The sequence below is a fragment of the Stenotrophomonas maltophilia group sp. msm4 genome (assembly GCF_032025605.1).
Classification (GTDB): domain Bacteria; phylum Pseudomonadota; class Gammaproteobacteria; order Xanthomonadales; family Xanthomonadaceae; genus Stenotrophomonas; species Stenotrophomonas sepilia.
The window spans coordinates 648,458-665,375 of record NZ_JAVSKK010000002.1 but is presented as its reverse complement, the minus strand read 5'-3'; the positions used below and the strand labels follow the sequence as shown (position 1 = coordinate 665,375).

General features: G+C 66.1%; 11 protein-coding genes and 1 pseudogene. 4 read left to right on the top strand and 8 right to left on the bottom strand.

Going from position 1 to position 16,918, the window contains the following annotated elements:
- Nucleotides 1-6: 6 nt before the first annotated feature.
- The 6 genes and pseudogenes from ROV93_RS12175 to ROV93_RS12150 all read right to left on the bottom strand — a co-directional run bounded on the left by ROV93_RS12175 (nt 7) and on the right by ROV93_RS12150 (nt 6,929).
- The gene (locus tag ROV93_RS12175; RefSeq protein ID WP_005415431.1) at nt 7-510 is read right to left on the bottom strand and encodes a hypothetical protein; all 504 of its coding nucleotides are present in this window, start codon (nt 508-510) and stop codon (nt 7-9) included.
- A gap of 214 nt (nt 511-724) precedes the next feature.
- Nucleotides 725-2,488 (bottom strand): annotated as a pseudogene (gene prpE, locus ROV93_RS12170) (propionate--CoA ligase); the annotation flags it as partial.
- 82 nt (nt 2,489-2,570) lie between these two features.
- On the bottom strand, nt 2,571-3,830 hold the full coding sequence (gene fabV / locus ROV93_RS12165) for an enoyl-ACP reductase FabV (protein WP_072168292.1): 1,260 nt from the start codon (nt 3,828-3,830) through the stop codon (nt 2,571-2,573).
- Nucleotides 3,831-4,595: 765 nt separating this feature from the next.
- Nucleotides 4,596-5,210 (bottom strand): RluA family pseudouridine synthase, encoded by a 615-nt coding sequence (locus ROV93_RS12160; RefSeq protein ID WP_072169162.1) that lies wholly within the window; start codon nt 5,208-5,210, stop codon nt 4,596-4,598.
- 122 nt (nt 5,211-5,332) lie between these two features.
- Entirely contained in the window at nt 5,333-6,319 is a 987-nt protein-coding gene (locus tag ROV93_RS12155) for a malate dehydrogenase (RefSeq protein WP_005415428.1), read from the bottom strand.
- A gap of 118 nt (nt 6,320-6,437) precedes the next feature.
- Nucleotides 6,438-6,929, bottom strand: coding sequence for a peptidylprolyl isomerase (locus ROV93_RS12150; RefSeq protein ID WP_005408225.1), 492 nt, complete (start codon nt 6,927-6,929; stop codon nt 6,438-6,440).
- Between the two features lie 271 nt (nt 6,930-7,200).
- On the opposite strand from ROV93_RS12150, the gene typA reads away from it, so the two are divergent.
- From typA to ROV93_RS12135, 3 genes are read left to right on the top strand one after another with little or no spacing between them, the layout of a single operon-like run.
- Nucleotides 7,201-9,048, top strand: coding sequence for a translational GTPase TypA (typA, locus tag ROV93_RS12145; protein WP_061480552.1), 1,848 nt, complete (start codon nt 7,201-7,203; stop codon nt 9,046-9,048).
- A gap of 11 nt (nt 9,049-9,059) precedes the next feature.
- Nucleotides 9,060-9,527, top strand: a complete 468-nt coding sequence (locus ROV93_RS12140) for a DUF2127 domain-containing protein (RefSeq protein ID WP_005415426.1) — start codon at nt 9,060-9,062, stop codon at nt 9,525-9,527.
- Nucleotides 9,528-9,568: 41 nt separating this feature from the next.
- Entirely contained in the window at nt 9,569-11,191 is a 1,623-nt protein-coding gene (locus ROV93_RS12135; RefSeq protein ID WP_072169161.1) for an amidase, read from the top strand.
- Nucleotides 11,192-11,218: 27 nt separating this feature from the next.
- Here ROV93_RS12135 and ROV93_RS12130 read toward each other — a convergent pair whose 3' ends face one another.
- On the bottom strand, nt 11,219-12,406 hold the full coding sequence (locus ROV93_RS12130; RefSeq protein WP_194433967.1) for a mechanosensitive ion channel family protein: 1,188 nt from the start codon (nt 12,404-12,406) through the stop codon (nt 11,219-11,221).
- Between the two features lie 744 nt (nt 12,407-13,150).
- A complete protein-coding gene (locus ROV93_RS12125) occupies nt 13,151-14,542 on the bottom strand; it encodes a 3-deoxy-7-phosphoheptulonate synthase class II (protein ID WP_072169160.1) in 1,392 nt (463 codons plus the stop codon).
- A 221-nt stretch (nt 14,543-14,763) separates the two neighbouring features.
- On the opposite strand from ROV93_RS12125, the gene ROV93_RS12120 reads away from it, so the two are divergent.
- On the top strand, nt 14,764-16,890 hold the full coding sequence (locus tag ROV93_RS12120) for a TonB-dependent receptor (protein ID WP_072169159.1): 2,127 nt from the start codon (nt 14,764-14,766) through the stop codon (nt 16,888-16,890).
- The last annotated feature ends 28 nt before the right edge of the window (nt 16,891-16,918 follow it).

The following is a 16,918-nucleotide window of genomic DNA, read 5'->3' as shown; positions in this document are numbered from 1 at the left end:
GGTGGCTCAGGCCTGCACGACCTCTTTGCCAGCGTTTACTACGGCGGACTGGGTTTCCTGCCACCAGCGCTGGGCCAGCGCCGGGCTGCGCGCCTTGCCCACCGCCGCCAGCAGTTCCGGGCACAGGCGTTCCAGCGCCAGCGCATCGGTGCAGCGTTCGATCTTCAACTGCATGAAGTAGCCCTTCAGCCCCAGATGGCGCCGCACCGCCTCGCTCATCGCGTCGTACAACTGCTGGTACAGCGCCGGGTCCTGTTCGCGGCCGGTGCTGATGCCACGCGCCGGAGCGGCCTCTACGCTCCCGCCGATCACCTCGATCAGTCCCTGTGCGGCCAGCTGCTCCAGTGCATCCGGAGGTGCGCGCAGGCCATCGAACAGGCCGCGCAGTTCGGTGTCATCGCGATGGCCATCGACCATCAGCAGGATTGAACGCAGTGCCGCCGGCAGGCGCCGGCCACGGTCTTCGATTTCCTGACGGCCAGCAGCCGTCTTGGCGTGCAGCAATGCCATTGCCTCCCCCTCCCTTGATGCGCCATGCCAGCGTGCCGTGTGCGGGCACGCCCCCCTTATTGCCATCCCCGGGCGGCGCGCGCGTTCCCCGGCGCGCACCGCGTGTTGCAGGTCGATGACAGGCCGAGCTTAGCGCAAGTGCCGCGGGTAGTGCCGTCCGCTGGCCGGCAACCTCGGGATTGACGGGGGCCGGCCAGCGGCCGGCGCTACCGGATCAACGGCCCAGCGCGCGGCGGATCTCCTCCAGCGCGCTGGGGTCGTCCAGCGTCGACAGGTCGCCCGGGTCGCGCTGCTCGGCCAACGCCTGCAACGAGCGCCGCAGCAGCTTGCCCGAACGGGTCTTGGGCAGCGCATTGACCACGTGCACATGCGCCGGGCGCGCGACCGCACCAAGCGAAGTCGTCACCGTCGCCATCATCTCGGCCACCACCGGCGCCGGATCCTCGCCCTCAAGCCCCTGCTTGAGGGTGACGAACACCAGCGGCACCTGCCCCTTCAGCTCGTCCTTGACCCCGATCACGGCAGCCTCGGCCACGCGCGGGTGGCTGGAGATGGCCTCCTCGATCTCGCGCGTACCCAGACGATGCCCGGCCACGTTGATCACATCGTCGGTACGGCCGAGGATGAAGGTATAGCCATCGTCATCGCGGATCGCCCAGTCCAGCGAGCTGTACAGCAGTTCCTTGAAGTGGCTGAAGTAGCTCTGCAGGAATCGGTTGTCGTCGTTCCACACCGTGCTCATGCAACCCGGCGGCAAGGGCGGCGACACCACCAGCACGCCCTTCTGCCCCGGCGCCACTTCCTCGCCGGTGTTCTCGTCGATCACCTTCATCCGATAGCCGAGATTGGGGAAGCCCGGTGAACCGAAGCGCACCGGCTTCATCTCCAGGCCCGGCAGCAGGGTCAGTGCCGGCCAGCCGGTTTCGGTCTGCCAGTAGTTGTCGATGATCGGCTTGCCCAGCGCTTCGCTGATCCAGTGCGCGGTGGGTTCGTCCAGCGGCTCGCCGGCCAGGAACAGGTACTTCAGGGCGCGCAGATCGTGGCGATGGATGAAGTCCGCGTCGTGCTTCTTCAGCACGCGGATGGCGGTGGGTGAGGAGAACATGGTGCGCACGTTGTACTGTTCGCACAGCGCCCACCAGATGCCCGGGTCCGGATTCGTCGGCAGCCCCTCGTACAGCAACGAGGTGCAGCCACCGATCAGCGGGCCGTACACGTTGTACGAGTGGCCCACCGCCCAGCCGACGTCGGAAGTGGAGAACATCACCTGGCCCGGCTTGCAGTCGAACACGGTCTCCATCGACTGCGCCATCGCCACCGCGTAACCACCGACATCGCGCTGCACGCCCTTCGGCTTGCCGGTGGTGCCGGAGGTGTACAGCAGGTAGCTCGGCTCGCTCGCTTCAAGCCACTGCACCGGCACATCGACTTCACCAACCTGTGCACGCAGCGCGGCGTAGTCCACGTCGCGACCCGACACGCGGGGTTCGGCGGCATCCAGCCCACGCGAGACGATCAGCACGTGTGGCGGAGGCGACGCCGCTTCGGCGCAGGCCGCGTCGACCATCGGCTTGTACGGAATCAGCTTGCCACCGCGCATGCCGGCATCCGCTGCGATCAGCAACTTCGGCTTCGCATCGTCGATGCGCAGCGCCAGGTTGTGCGCGGCGAAGCCACCGAACACCACCGAGTGCACCGCACCGATGCGCGCGCAGGCCAGCATCGCGAACACGGCTTCGGCCATGTTCGGCATGTAGATCACCACGCGGTCACCGTGGCCGACGCCGAGATGCTTGAGCACGGCGGCGAAGTCGTTCACTTCGCGATACAGCTGGCGATAGGTGATCTCGCGGGTGCTGTTGGTTTCGGTGGAAATCGCAACCAGCGCGAGCTGGTCGGCGCGCGTTGCCAGGTGGCGGTCGACGGCGTTGTAGCAGAGATTGGTTTCACCACCGACGAACCAGCGCCGGAACGGCGGGGGACCCCATCCACCCCTCCCCCCCCCGTGCCGCGGGCTATACACAAACCAGAAGGCCGGCTTTCGCCGGCCTTCTGCTTGATCAGGTCATGTCGACGAGATTTTCGATCTTCACGTCCGGATTGACGTCGGCCTCGTAGTCGACGCCCTCCACGCCAAAACCGAACAGGCGCAGGAAGTCGGCCTTGTAGCCGGCCAGGTCGCTGATTTCGTACAGGTTCTCGTTGGTCACCTGCGGCCACAGCGCGACCACCTTGCCCTGCACGTCTGCGGCCATTTCCTTGTAGTCCGCACGCAGGCGGCCTTCCTCATCGACCAGCGCGACGGTGTGGCCGCCGCCATCGACCAGGTCATGGCGCAGGCGATCAACCGCCGTGCCATCAGCCTTGCCGCCGTAAAGGATGTCGTACAGCACGTCGAGCTGCTCGATGCAGCCTTCGTGAGTGCCCTTTTCCTTCATCACCTTGAACAGCAGCGACAGGTACAGCGGCATGGTCGGAATGGCCGAGCTGGCCTGGGTCACCACGGCCTTCAGCACCGACACGCGCGCGTCGCCGCCGATTTTCGCCAGCTTTTCGCGCAGGCCCAGCACCTTGGTGTCCAGGTCCTTCTTGGCCGCGCCGATCGAGCCATTCCAGTAGATCGCCTGGGTGATCTCTTCGCCCACGTAGGTGAAGGCCGTGGTGGTACAACCATTGGCCAGCACGCCGGCATCGGCCAGTGCATCGATCCACATCTGCCAGTCCTCGCCGCCCATCACCGCGACGGTGCCGGCGATTTCTTCCGGGGTGGCCGGCTGCAGGGTGGTTTCGGTGATCACTTCCTTGTCGGTATCCAGCCCGCGCAGGGTGATCGGCTCGCCGATCGGCTTCAGCGTGGAGCTGATGATCTCGCCGGTCTTCGGGTGCTTGCGGCGCGGCGCGGCCAGGCTGTAGACAACCTGGTCGACCTGGCCCAGATCGGCCTTGATCATTTCGATGGTCTTCGCCTTCACTTCATCGGAGAAGGCATCGCCATTGATGCTCTTGGCATACAGGCCGGCTTCGTCGGCGTACTTGTGGAACGCGGCCGAGTTGTACCAGCCCGCGGTACCCGGCTTGGTTTCACTGCCCGGTCGTTCGAAGAAGATACCGAGGGTGGCAGCGCCACTGCCGAAGGCAGCGGTGATGCGTGCGGCCAGGCCGTAGCCGGTGGAGGCGCCGATCACCAGCACACGCTTGGGACCGTTCTGGATCGGCGGGCGCGCACGGATGTAGTCGATCTGCTGCTTGACCGCGGCCTCGCAGCCGGTCGGGTGGGTGGTGACGCAGATGAAGCCGCGGACGCGCGGTTTGATGACCATGGATACCTCGGGTTGGCAGATGCGGCGCACGGGGCGCTCAGCAGGAGTACGGGCGCGCACGCGCGCGAACCGCAGGATCGTAGTGCGCGGGGGAAGATTGCACAACCGACGCTGGCGTAGGGTGGTGTTTCTTTTGCAGGGTTGCACCCTGCACCCGCAGAGGCCTGAGCAACGGCCAGGGCCAGAGCAACGTCAAAAGCTGGGTTCCTGGGGGTGGGCGGGGTGGGTCCGGTTGAGGGGGACGCTGCAAGTCCCCCTCCGGGGCCCGGCCCAGCCGCTGGCGGCTGTGCGTTCGGGCGCTTGCGAAGCAGTGCTTCGCAACCAAAGCGCCCTCACCCATGTAAGCTCGGTCGCCGCTTGCTCGTGTGCGCTGTCCTGCGCACACGGCAAGACCGGGGTTGGGCGTCCTGCCCAACCCGCCCGAGGCATGCCTCGGGCCCATGCGGCTCACGCCCCCTCAACCGGACCCGCCCCGCCTTCGACAGTTCTCTGCGATCTGTCGGAACAGTTCGTTGGGTATCGATATCGGACAGATTTCATCCAAGCATGGCGTGGATCTACCCGATCGCGGGAATCTGTCAGAGGTGGGGCGGTGTCGGAGTGCGGGGTGTCAGCCGCATGGATGCGGCTGCCAAGCCTACACGGACGTACTTGCGGCGGCCCCGCACTCCGACACCGTCCCGCCAACCCACGGATAGCCCGCCTTTGATGTTTGACGTTGCTCCGGTTCGTAGCAGGTGCAGGGCTGCAAGCCCTGCCGACCCCCTAGAACGGAGTCGCGGACTCGAACGCGAGCGCTTCGCCCGTCACCGGATGGGTGAACCGCAGGCTGCGCGCATGCAGGTGCACGCGCTGCGCCGGTGCCGCGTCATACAGCACGTCGCCAACAATCGGATGGCCAATACTGGCCATGTGCAACCGCAGCTGATGGCTGCGGCCGGTGATCGGTTCCAGCTCCACGCGGGTACGCTGCGCTTCCACATCACGCGCCATTACGCGCCAGCGCGTCAGCGCCGGCTTGCCGCGTTCGTGATCGACCGTCTGCTTCGGCCGGTTCGGCCAGTCCACAATCAGCGGCAGATCCACGTCGCCGGCATCGCCTTCAAGCAGTCCCTCCACGATCGCTTCATAGCGCTTGCCAACCCGGCGCTGCTCGAACTGCATCGACAACGCCGCCTGCATGTCCTTGCCACGCGCATGCAGCAGCAGCCCGGAAGTCACCTGGTCCAGGCGGTGCACGGTCAACGCATCCGGGTACAGCGACTGCAGGCGCGCGACGACGCAGTCCTGGTTCTCGGCGCTGCGGCCGGGCACGGACAGCAGGCCGGCGGGCTTTTCAGCCACCAGCAGCGCGTCGTCGATGTAGTGCAGGTGGATCATGCGGTTCCAGGAATTCCAAATGAAAACGGGGAAGCCGAAGCCTCCCCGTTTTCTGCGTACCGACCAGCGGTCGGTACCTACCTTGATGCAAGACCTACCGACCGGAGCCGGTACCGCCTGCATCAGCCCAGCAGGTGGGCGACGCCGGCACGCTCTTCTTCCAGCTCGGCCAGGGTCTTGTCGATGTACTTCTGGCTGAAGTCGTCGATCGGCAGATCCTTGACCAGGGTGTACTTGCCGTTCTCGGTGGTCACCGCGAAACCGAAGATCACGCCTTCCGGAATGCCGTAGGAACCGTCGGACGGCACGCCCATGGTGACCCACTTGCCGTTGCTGCCCAGCACCCAGTCACGCACGTGGTCGATGGCGGCATTGGCGGCCGAAGCGGCCGAGGACGAGCCACGGGCTTCGATGATCGCCGCGCCGCGCTTGCCGACGGTCGGGATGAACGTGTTGGCGTTCCACTCCTGGTCGTTGATCGCATCGGCGATCGAGGCGCCGTCGGCGGTGGCGAAACGGTAGTCCGGGTACATGGTCGGGCTGTGGTTGCCCCACACCACCAGCTTCTCCATGCCACCGACCGGCTTGCCCAGCTTGGCCGACAGCTGGCTCAGCGCGCGGTTGTGGTCCAGGCGCAGCATGGCGGTGAAGTTCTCCGGCTTCAGGTCCGGAGCCGACTTCATCGCGATGTAGGCATTGGTGTTGGCCGGGTTGCCGACCACCAGCACCTTCACGTCACGGCTGGCGACCTTGTTCAGCGCGGCGCCCTGGGCGGTGAAGATCTTGGCGTTCTCCAGCAGCAGGTCCTTGCGCTCCATGCCCGGGCCACGCGGACGTGCGCCGACCAGCAGGGCGATGTCGGCGTCCTTGAACGCGACTTCGGCGTCATCGGTGCCAACCATGCCGGCCAGCAGCGGGAACGCGCAGTCTTCCAGCTCCATCATCACGCCCTTCAGGGCGGCCTGGGCCTTGTCGACCGGCAGTTCCAGCAGCTGCAGGATGACCGGCTGGTCCTTGCCCAGCATTTCGCCGGAGGCGATGCGGAACAGCAGGGCATAACCGATCTGGCCGGCGGCGCCGGTCACGGCAACACGAACGGGTGCTTTCATGGGGGTTTCCTCTTGCTTGCAAGCGTTTGATGGGGCGCCGCGGGCATGGCCACGCAGGCCGGGCGGGCGGCGGGGAACAGGGAAACGGCCACCCGTGGGTGGCCGTTTCGAAAGGGGGTCAGGCGGCGAGGTGCTTGTTCCACTCCGCGACGCGGTCGGCCTGCGCGGCCAGCACGGCGTCGACGTCGCCTTCCAGGGTGATCGAATGGATCACGTCGCCCTGCTTGACCGAATCGACGATGGCCTGGCCTTCCAGGACCTTGCCGAAGACGGTGTGGCGGCCGTCCAGCCAATCGGTCTTGATGTGGGTGATGAAGAACTGGCTGCCGTTGGTGTTCGGGCCGGCGTTGGCCATCGACAGCGAGCCGACCTCGTGCTTCACGCCATTCTTCTCGTCTTCGAACTTGTAGCCCGGGCCGCCGGTGCCACGGCCCTGCGGGCAGCCGCCCTGGATCATGAAGTCGGCGATCACGCGATGGAAGATCAGGCCGTCATAGAAGCCGTGCTTGACCAGGTTCACGAAGTTGGCCACGGTCAGTGGCGCCTTGTCGGCGAACAGCTCGACCTTGATCGGGCCCTGGGTGGTGTCGAAAGTGGCGATGAGGGACATGAAGATCCTTGGTGCAAAGGGGAATGCGTCTAGCCACCTAGTTTACACCTGCCTCGTGGCGGCGGTGCCTTCGACCATCGGTGGAGCCCCCGCCTTCAGCCAGGGGAAGGTGAGCCGAGGGGCCGTCCTGGCGACCTCGGCCGAAGCGGTGGACAGCCAGCTGAATGGGCCGTTTGGCCGGCGTGAAATCCACCTTTTCGCGAATCGTCAAGTTCGACGTATAATGTTGGACTTCTTTTTCCAAATCCGGCGCCGACTGGCCCCCTTTCGTATGTCCATCGAAAATCTTCGCAACATCGCCATCGTCGCCCACGTCGACCATGGCAAGACCACCCTGGTCGACCAGCTGCTGAAGCAGTCCGGCACCCTGTCCGAGCGCACCGTCCTCGCCGAGCGCGTGATGGACAGCAACGACCAGGAAAAGGAACGCGGCATCACCATCCTGGCCAAGAACACCGCCATCACCTGGGAAGACAAGAAGACCGGCATCAAGAACCGGATCAACATCGTCGACACCCCCGGCCACGCCGACTTCGGCGGTGAGGTCGAGCGCGTGCTGTCGATGGTCGACACCGTGCTGATCCTGGTCGATGCGATGGACGGCCCGATGCCGCAGACCCGCTTCGTGACCCAGAAGGCCTTCGCGATGGGCTTCAAGCCGATCGTCGTGGTCAACAAGGTCGACCGTCCGGGCGCCCGTCCGGAGTGGGTGATCGACCAGGTCTTCGACCTGTTCGACAAGCTCGGTGCCACCAACGAGCAGCTGGACTTCCCGATCGTCTACGCCTCGGGCCTGAACGGCTACGCGGGCCTGGAAGACACCGTGCGCGACGGCGACATGACCCCGCTGTACGAAGCGATCATGCAGCACGCGCCGAAGCCGGAAGTGGACCCGGAAGGCCCGTTCCAGATGCGCATCAGCCAGCTGGACTACAACAACTTCGTGGGCGTGATCGGCATCGGCCGCATCCAGCGCGGCACCCTGAAGAAGAACATGCAGGTCGCGGTCATCGACCGTGAAGGCAAGAAGCGCAACGGCAAGGTGCTGCAGGTGCTGGGCTTCATGGGCCTGGAGCGCATCGAGCAGGATTCGGCCGAGGCCGGCGACATCGTGGCCATCTCCGGCATCCAGGAGCTGACCATCTCCGACACCATCTGCGCACCGGACTTCCCGGAAGCCCTGCCTGCGCTGACCGTCGACGAGCCGACCATCTCGATGACCTTCCAGGTGAACAATTCGCCGTTCGCCGGCAACAAGGACCTGTCCGGTGGCAAGTTCCTGACCAGCCGCCAGATCAAGGACCGCCTGGACCGTGAAAAGGTCCACAACGTGGCCCTGAAGGTCGAGCAGCTGGAAGACGCCGACAAGTTCCTGGTCTCGGGCCGTGGCGAACTGCACCTGTCGGTGCTGATCGAGAACATGCGCCGCGAAGGCTACGAGCTGGCCGTGTCGCGCCCGGAAGTGATCATCAAGGAAATCGACGGCCAGCTGATGGAGCCGATCGAGCAGCTGGTGGTGGACATCGAAGAAGTCCACCAGGGCGGCGTGATGGAAAAGCTGGGCACCCGCAAGGGCCAGTTGAAGAACATGGAATCGGACGGCAAGGGCCGCGTGCGCCTGGAGTACCAGATCCCGGCCCGTGGCCTGATCGGCTTCCAGAACGAGTTCAAGACCCTGACCCAGGGTTCGGGCCTGCTGTTCCACGTGTTCGACCACTACGGCCCGAAGGAACAGGGCGCCATCGCCAAGCGCATCAACGGCGTGATGATCGCCAATGCGCCGGGCGTCACGCCGGCCTACTCGCTGGGCCCGCTGCAGGAACGCGGCAAGCTCTTCGCTGCCGAAGGCGACAACGTGTATGAAGGTCAGCTGGTCGGCATCCACTCCAAGGACAACGACCTGACCGTCAACGCGATCAAGACCAAGCCGCTGACCAACATGCGCGCTTCCGGCAAGGACGATGCGATCCAGCTGACCCCGGCGATCAAGTACTCGCTGGAACAGGCCCTGGACTTCATCGAAGACGACGAGCTGGTCGAGATCACCCCGAAGGAGATCCGCCTGCGCAAGAAGTTCCTGACCGAGAGCGACCGCAAGAAGGCTTCGCGCGGCGGCTGAGCCAGCACCCCGTGAACCAGAGCGGCTACAACCCGGATCCACACCGGCATCCGGGTCTGCACGTCATCGCCCTGCTCGAAGCGAGCAAGGCGATGCTGGCGCTGTTGGCCGCCACCGGGCTGGAAGTGCTCGGACCGCAGCCGCTTCGGCACGGCATCATGGTCCTGATCCGGCGTTTCAGCCTGGATCCGGACCATGGCACCCTGCCCTCGCTGCTGCATATGATCAGCCCCGACGCGGTCCACCTGGCCGCGGCGGGGATGATCGGCTACGGCCTGCTGCACCTGGTCGAAGCCTGGGGCTTGTGGCGGGCCAAGGCCTGGGCCTCCTGGCTGGGCTGCCTGACTGCCTCGCTGTACCTGCCCTTCGACATCTTCGCGATCATCCGCCACCCCGGCTGGCCGTCGTGGACGATCCTGGCGATCAACCTGATCGTGGTCTACGTTCTCGCCCGCGACCTGCGCAAGCGCCACCGCTGAGCACCGGCTACACTGGGGATTGGAGCCGACCAAGCCGCCCCATGCGCCCGTCCTTGCCGCCTCTGCTGACCTGCCTGCTCGCCGCGCTGCCTGCGCTGCTTTCGGCTGGCTGCAGCCCGGCCACGCCCAGCGCGCATGCGGCCGAACCTGCGAGCCGCAACGTGCCGTTCCCGTACGCTGAAACCGATGTTGCCGACCTGCAGGCGCGGATGACCGCCGGTGAACTGGACAGCACCACCCTGACCCAGGCCTACCTGCAGCGCATCGCCGCCCTGGATCGGGCCGGCCCCCGCCTGCGCGCGGTGATCGAGCTCAACCCCGATGCCCTGAAGGAAGCCGCGGCGCGCGACCGCGAGCGCCGCGATGGACGCCTGCGTGGCCCGCTGCACGGCATCCCGGTACTGCTGAAGGACAACATCAACGCGGCGCCGATGGCCACCAGTGCCGGCTCTCTGGCCCTGCAGGGGTTCCGCCCTGACGATGCGTATCTGGTGCGGCGCCTGCGCGAGGCCGGGGCCGTGGTGCTGGGCAAGACCAATCTCAGCGAATGGGCCAATTTCCGCGGCAACGATTCGGTGTCCGGCTGGAGCGCGCGCGGCGGCCAGACCCGCAATCCCTATCGCCTCAGCCACTCGCCTTGCGGCTCCAGCAGCGGCAGCGCGGTAGCGGTCGCCGCCAACCTGGCCAGCGTGGCGATCGGCACCGAAACCGACGGCAGCATCGTCTGCCCTGCGGCGATCAATGGCATCGTCGGCCTCAAGCCGACCGTCGGCCTGGTCAGCCGCGATGGCATCATCCCGATTTCCTTCAGCCAGGATACTGCGGGGCCGATGACACGCAGCGTCGCCGACGCTGCGGCCGTACTGACCGCAATTGCCGGCCGCGATGATGCCGACCCGGCCACCGCAACCATGCCCGGCCGTGCGGTGTACGACTACACCGCGCGGCTGGATCCGCAGGGACTGCGTGGCAAGCGCATCGGCCTGCTGCAGACGCCGCTGCTGAAATACCGCGGCATGCCGCCACTGATCGAACACGCCGCCACCGAGCTGCGTCGGGCCGGTGCCGTCGTGGTGCCGGTGGAGCTGCCCAACCAGGGCGCCTGGGCCGACGCCGAACGCAAGGTACTACTGTACGAGTTCAAGGCCGGGCTGGAGCGTTACTTCAGCGCCCACCGCGCTCCCCTGCACAGCCTGGCCGAATTGATCGCCTTCAACCGGGCGCACAGCAAGCAGGAACTGGGCCTGTTCGGCCAGGAACTGCTGGTGGAAGCTGACGCTACCGCTGGCTTGGCCGACCCCGCCTATATCCGCGCACGCAGCGATGCGCGCCGGTTGGCGGGCCCGGAAGGCATCGATGCCGCCCTCGCCGCCCACCAGCTCGACGCCCTGGTCGCGCCTACCACCGGCGTGGCGTGGCCGATCCGCAGCGAAGGCGACGACTTCCCCGGCGAGAGCTACAGTGCCGCCGCCGTCGCCGGCTATCCCAGCCTCAGCGTGCCGATGGGCCAGATCGATGGCCTGCCGGTCGGCCTGCTGTTCATGGGCACCGCCTGGAGCGAACCGAAGCTGATCGAAATGGCGTACGCCTACGAACAGCGCACCCGCGCGCGGCGGCCACCGCACTTCGGCACCGACACGCTGATCGACGCCGGCGAGCCTTGATCCGGTAGTGCCGGCCGCTGGCCGGCGCTACCGTTCGGGTTCCGGCTCCATCGGCACGATTGCCGCCTCACCGTCTTCAGCCCCCGGCGAACGCACATCTGCAGTACGTGCGCGTGGACCACGCGGCATGTCCAGCTCGTCAGCATGCTGCAGCCGCGCACGCAGCTGCGGCAGCGACTGCGGATGCTCACGTGCGAGGAAATCGAGCATGCGCTCGCGTACCAGGCAACGCAGGTCGAACGCGTCGCCAGAGCTGCGCGCACTCACCAGCAGGCGCACCTGGATCGCACGCTCGCTGGTTTCGGTCACCTGGGTCACGCAGACCCGGCCATCCCACAATGCCTCACCCCGGCAGATGCGCTCCAGCTCAGCGCGGATCGCCGCGATCGGGGCACGATAGTCCAGCCACAGAAACGCCGTACCGAGCAGATCGGCGCTGCGCCGGGTCCAGTTCTGGAAGGGGTTCTCGATGAACCAGGTCAGCGGCACCACCATCCTCCGCTCGTCCCAGATGCGTACCACCACGTAGCTGCTGCCGATCTCCTCGATGCGTCCCCACTCGCCCTCGACGATCACCACATCGTCCAGCCGGATCGGCTGGGTCACTGCAATCTGCAGGCCAGCGATCAGGTTGCCGAACACTGGCTTTGCGGCGATACCGGCCACCAGGCCGATGAGGCCCGCCGAGGCCAGCAGCGCGGTGCCGATCTTCTGCACCATGGGGAAGGTCAGCAGCACCAGCGAAGTGCCCAGCACGATGATGCCGCCCATCAGCACACGGCTGAGCACCCGCGTCTGGGTCTGGATGCGGCGCGCTTCCAGATTATCGGAGACATCGATGGGATGGCTGCGCAGGATGGCCCGCTCACCCGCTGCCACTGCGCGTACCAGCAACCAGATGAAGCAGGCGGTCAGTGCGATATGCAGCACCCGTTGCAGGTTGCCCAGAAGGGGATCCTGCAGCGGCGTGGCCTGCAATGCAGGGATCAACAGCAGCAGCGGCCATGCGGTGGCCATTGGCAGCCCGAGCACACGCCCGATGCGCGCGCGCCGCCGATCACGCCCTTTCAGCCGATGGTAGATCCACAGGATCAGCCACGCGCCGATACCGCCCACCAATGCGGCCAAACCCAACGGCCATGCGTAGGCCTGTGCGCTCTGCCAGTGCACCGTTGCCACCTCCAGTCGAACAAGCAAGTGGACAGCCTCGCGCATGGCGCATGAGCGTCACGTCAGTCGTTTGTAAGGAGGGTGTTGGTCGGCAGGGCTTGTAGCCCTGCACCTGCCCAGAAGCCGAAGCAACAGCAACGGCAACAGCAACAGCCGAAGCAGAAGCGGGTTTGCTGTGGGATGGCGGGGTGGGTCCGGTTGCGGGGGGCGCTGCAAGTACCCCTCCGGGGCCCGGCCCAGCCGCTGGCGGCTGTGCGTTCGGGCGCTTGCGAAGCAGTGCTTCGCAAGCAAAGCGCCCTCACCCATGTAAGCTCGGTCGCCGCATCCATGCGGCTCACGCCCCCGCAACCGGACCCACCCCGCCTACGACAGATCTCCGCGATCTGCAGTAGATCCGCGCCATGCGTGGATGAATCTCCATCGGAATCGAATATTTCGAATTGGATTCCAAAAGCATCCACGCATGGCGTGGATCTACCGTGTCGACCAAGGTCGACACTTACCCGCAGCCGCCGGAATTCGTCAGAGGCGGGGCGGTGTCGGAGTGCGGGGTGTCAGCCGCATGGGCCCGAGGCATGCCTCGGGCGGGTTGGGCAGGACGCCCAACCCCGGTCTTGCCGTGTGCGCAGAAAAGCGCACACGAGCAAGCGGCTGCCAAGCCTACAAGGACGTACTTGCGGCGTCCCCGCACTCCGATACCACCCCGCCTTCCCACGGAATGCCCGCGTTTGACGTTGAAGTTGACGTTGATTCGGCAGGTGCAGGGCTGCAAGCCCTGCCGCAACGCACTTACCGCACTTGCTCCTGCTTGCGCACGATCGCCATCGCGATCTCCAGCGACTGCTCGTAGTTCAACCGCGGGTCCACCGTCGAACGATACGCACGCTCCAGGTCGCGCTCGGTCAGTTCGCGCGCGCCGCCGATGCACTCGGTCACGTCCTCGCCGGTCAGTTCCAGGTGCACACCGCCCAGGCGCGTACCGGCGGCGGCATGCAGGTCGAACGACATCTCCACCTCGCCACGCACGTTGTCGAAGCGGCGTGTCTTGAAACCGTTGGCGGTGCTTTCGGTATTGCCATGCATCGCATCGCACACCCACAGCACGCGGCGACCATCACGCTTGACCGCGTCCAGCAGCGGCGGCAGTTTCTCTGCGATCTGCGTTGCGCCCATCCGGTGGATGAAGCTCAGGCGGCCCGGCTCGTCATGTGGGTTGAGCACATCGATCAGGCGCAGCAGCTGGTCCGGCGTCACCGACGGGCCCACCTTGATCGCAATCGGATTGCGCACGCCACGCAGGTACTCCACGTGCGCGCCATCGAGCGCGGCCGTGCGCATGCCGATCCACGGGTAATGCGTGCTCAGGTTCAACCAGCCCTGCTGGCGCGGCACCTGGCGGGTCAACGCCTGCTCGTAGGGCAGCAGCAGGGCTTCGTGCGACGTGTAGAAGTCGATGCGGTTGAGATTGTGCACGCGGGCCCCGGCCAGGGTCTCCATGAAGTGCACCGCATCGCCGATCGAGGCCACCATCTTCTGGTACTCGGCCGCCAGCGGCGAGTGGCTTACCCACTCCAGATTCCAGTATTCGGGGTGGTGCAGGTCGGCGAAACCGCCGTCGATCAGCGCACGCACGAAGTTCATCGTCATCGCCGAATGCGCGTGGGCCTGCAGCATCCGCTTCGGGTCCGGCAGGCGCGCCGCTTCGGTGAACGCCGGTGCGTTGATCACATCACCGCGGTAGCTGGGCAGGGTCACGCCGTCGCGGGTCTCGGTGTCGGCCGAGCGCGGCTTGGCGTACTGGCCGGCGAAGCGGCCCACGCGGATCACCGGCTGGCGCAGGCCGTGCACCAGCACCAGGCTCATCTGCAGCAGTACCTTCAGGCGGTTGGAGATGGTGCCCGATTCGCAGTCGCTGAAGTTCTCGGCGCAGTCGCCGCCCTGCAGCAGGAAGCGCTTGCCTTCCTGGGCCTCGGCCAGCTGCTGCTTCAACGCCAGGATCTCCCACGAGGTGACCAGCGGCGGCAGCCGCTTCAGCTCGTGCAGAGCGGCGTCCAATGCCACCGGGTCCGGGTAGGTCGGCATCTGCAGCGCGGTCTTGCCACGCCAGCTCTCCGGCGACCAGGCAGCGCCAGCGGTGGTCGCGGCGGGATCGGACGCGGGTGGAACGGCGGACAGGCTCATTGCAGACTTCCGGGGTGGGGGGCGGTCATGGTCGCAGAGCCAGCCGCTGACGCAAAGGCCCACACCCACCGCCCCAGCCACCTGAACGGCAGGGAAAGGCCAGCGCCGGCAGCCAGATCCAGCATGGTCAGCCGCACGGGACAGGCGCATGATTTGTTACGGAGTAACACTTCCACGTCATGGACCGGCCCCTTCCACGCCCAGCCGCCCCCTCTCTCACCATGAAGCCCTCACCCCTCGCTACCGGCATTGCCTTCGCCCTGGCCTTGGCCAGCCTGCCCGCCTTCGCCGCAACGACCGACGACACCTCTTCCTCCGTCAAGGATCTGGACGCAGTCACCGTCCACGCCCAGCTCGACCAGGCCCGCAACGCGCTGTCGCCGGACATCGGCAGCAGCCAGTACCAGATCACCGCCGAGGACATCCAGAAGCAGCCGCTGGGTGCCTCCGCGCCGCTCAGCCAGGTACTGCTGCAGGCCCCGGGCGTGGTCCAGGATTCCTATGGCGGCGTGCACGTGCGCGGCGACCACGCCAATCTGCAGTACCGCATCAATGGCGTGCTGTTGCCCGAATCGATCTCCGGCTTCGGCCAGACACTGGATGCCCGCACCATCAAGAGCATCCGCCTGATGGATGGCGCGCTGCCGGCGCAGTTCGGCGAGCGCACCGCTGCAGTGGTCGACATCACCACCCGCAATGGCGCCGAGCTCGGCAATGGCGGCAGCGCCGGTCTGACCGCAGGCTCGTTCGGCAAGATCAATCCGAATGCCTCGTGGTGGGGCAACCAGGGGCGATGGAGCTGGTTCCTTACTGGCAACTACGACCAGAACGAGGTTGGCCTGGAGAACCCGACCCGCTCGCGCAAGCCGCTGCACGACGACACCCACCAAGGCAAAGCGTTCGCTGACCTCACCTACCTGGTCAACGAGAACACGCGCCTGAGCGTGTTCGCCGGCTTCGCCAACAATCGCTTGCAGATCCCGGTCAACCCCGGCCAGACCCCGCAGTTCGGTTACCTGGACACCACCACCTTCGACTCCAGCCAGCTGGATGAAACCCAGCGCGAGACCACCCGCTTCGGCATGCTGGTGCTGCAGGGCGCGCTGGGCAGCACCGCCTACCAGCTGTCAGCCGGGCAGCGCTACAGCGATGTGGCGTTCAACCCGGATGTCATCGGCGACCTGGTATTCAGTGGCGTCGCCTCGCAGGTGCAGCGCAGCAACCGCGCCAACACGCTGCAGGCCGATTTCTCCACCCCGCTGGGCAGCGACCACACGCTGCGCTATGGCCTGTACGGCAATTACGAGAACGCGCGTGCGAACAACAGCAGCTGGGTGTTTCCGGTCGATGACGCCGGCCAGCAATCCAGCACCACGCCGCTGCTGATACCTGACCACAGTGCCTTCCATGCCAGCACGCAGGCGTTGTACGTGCAGGATGAATGGAAGATCGGCGACGACTGGACCGTCAACTACGGCCTGCGCGGAGATCGCTACAAGGCCTTTGGCCACACCGAGGGCCAGCTCAGCCCCCGCGTGGGCGTGGCCTGGAATGCCAGCGACAGCACCACCGTGCATGCCGGCTATTCGCGTTACTTCACGCCACCGGCCAGTGAGCTGATCGCCAGCAGCGACATCGCGCTGTACGACGGCACCACCAACCAGCAACCCAGCGGCGGCAACAACACGCCACTGGCCGAGCGCAGCGACTACTACGACATCGGCGTGTCGCAGCAGGTGGGCGAACACCTGACCCTGGGCCTGGATGCCTATGACCGACGCGTCGCGCGCCTGCAGGACGAAGGCCAGTTCGGTGCCGCCTACATCTACTCGACGTTCAACTACCGCCGCGGCCATATCCATGGCCTGGAGTTCAGTGCCGACTACAGCGACGGTCCGTTCAGCGCCTACGTCAACGCAGCGTACAACAAGGCCATCGGCACCCAGGTCATCACCAGCCAGTACAACCTCGATCCGGACGCGCTGGCCTATGTGGCCAACCATTGGATCCACCTCGACCACGACCAGAAGCTGACCTCATCGGGTGGCTTCAGCTACGCCTTTGCCGGACACAACCGGGTCGGCGCCAACTACGTGTTCGGTAGCGGCCTGCGTTCGGACATCGAGGGCGTGCCCAACGGCGGCGAGCTGCCGTCCTACCTGCAGGTGAACCTCAGCGCCGGGCATGACTTCAATGCCGGCAGCGGCCATCCGCTGCATGTGCAGCTGGCGGTCATCAATGCATTGGACCGCAGCTACCAACTGCGCGATGGCGGTGGCGTCGGCGTGTTCGCCCCGCAGTGGGGACCGCGCCGTGGCGCCTACCTGAGCCTGCAGCAGGATTTCTGAGGACGCCAGGGTGCCTGGGGTCGGACCC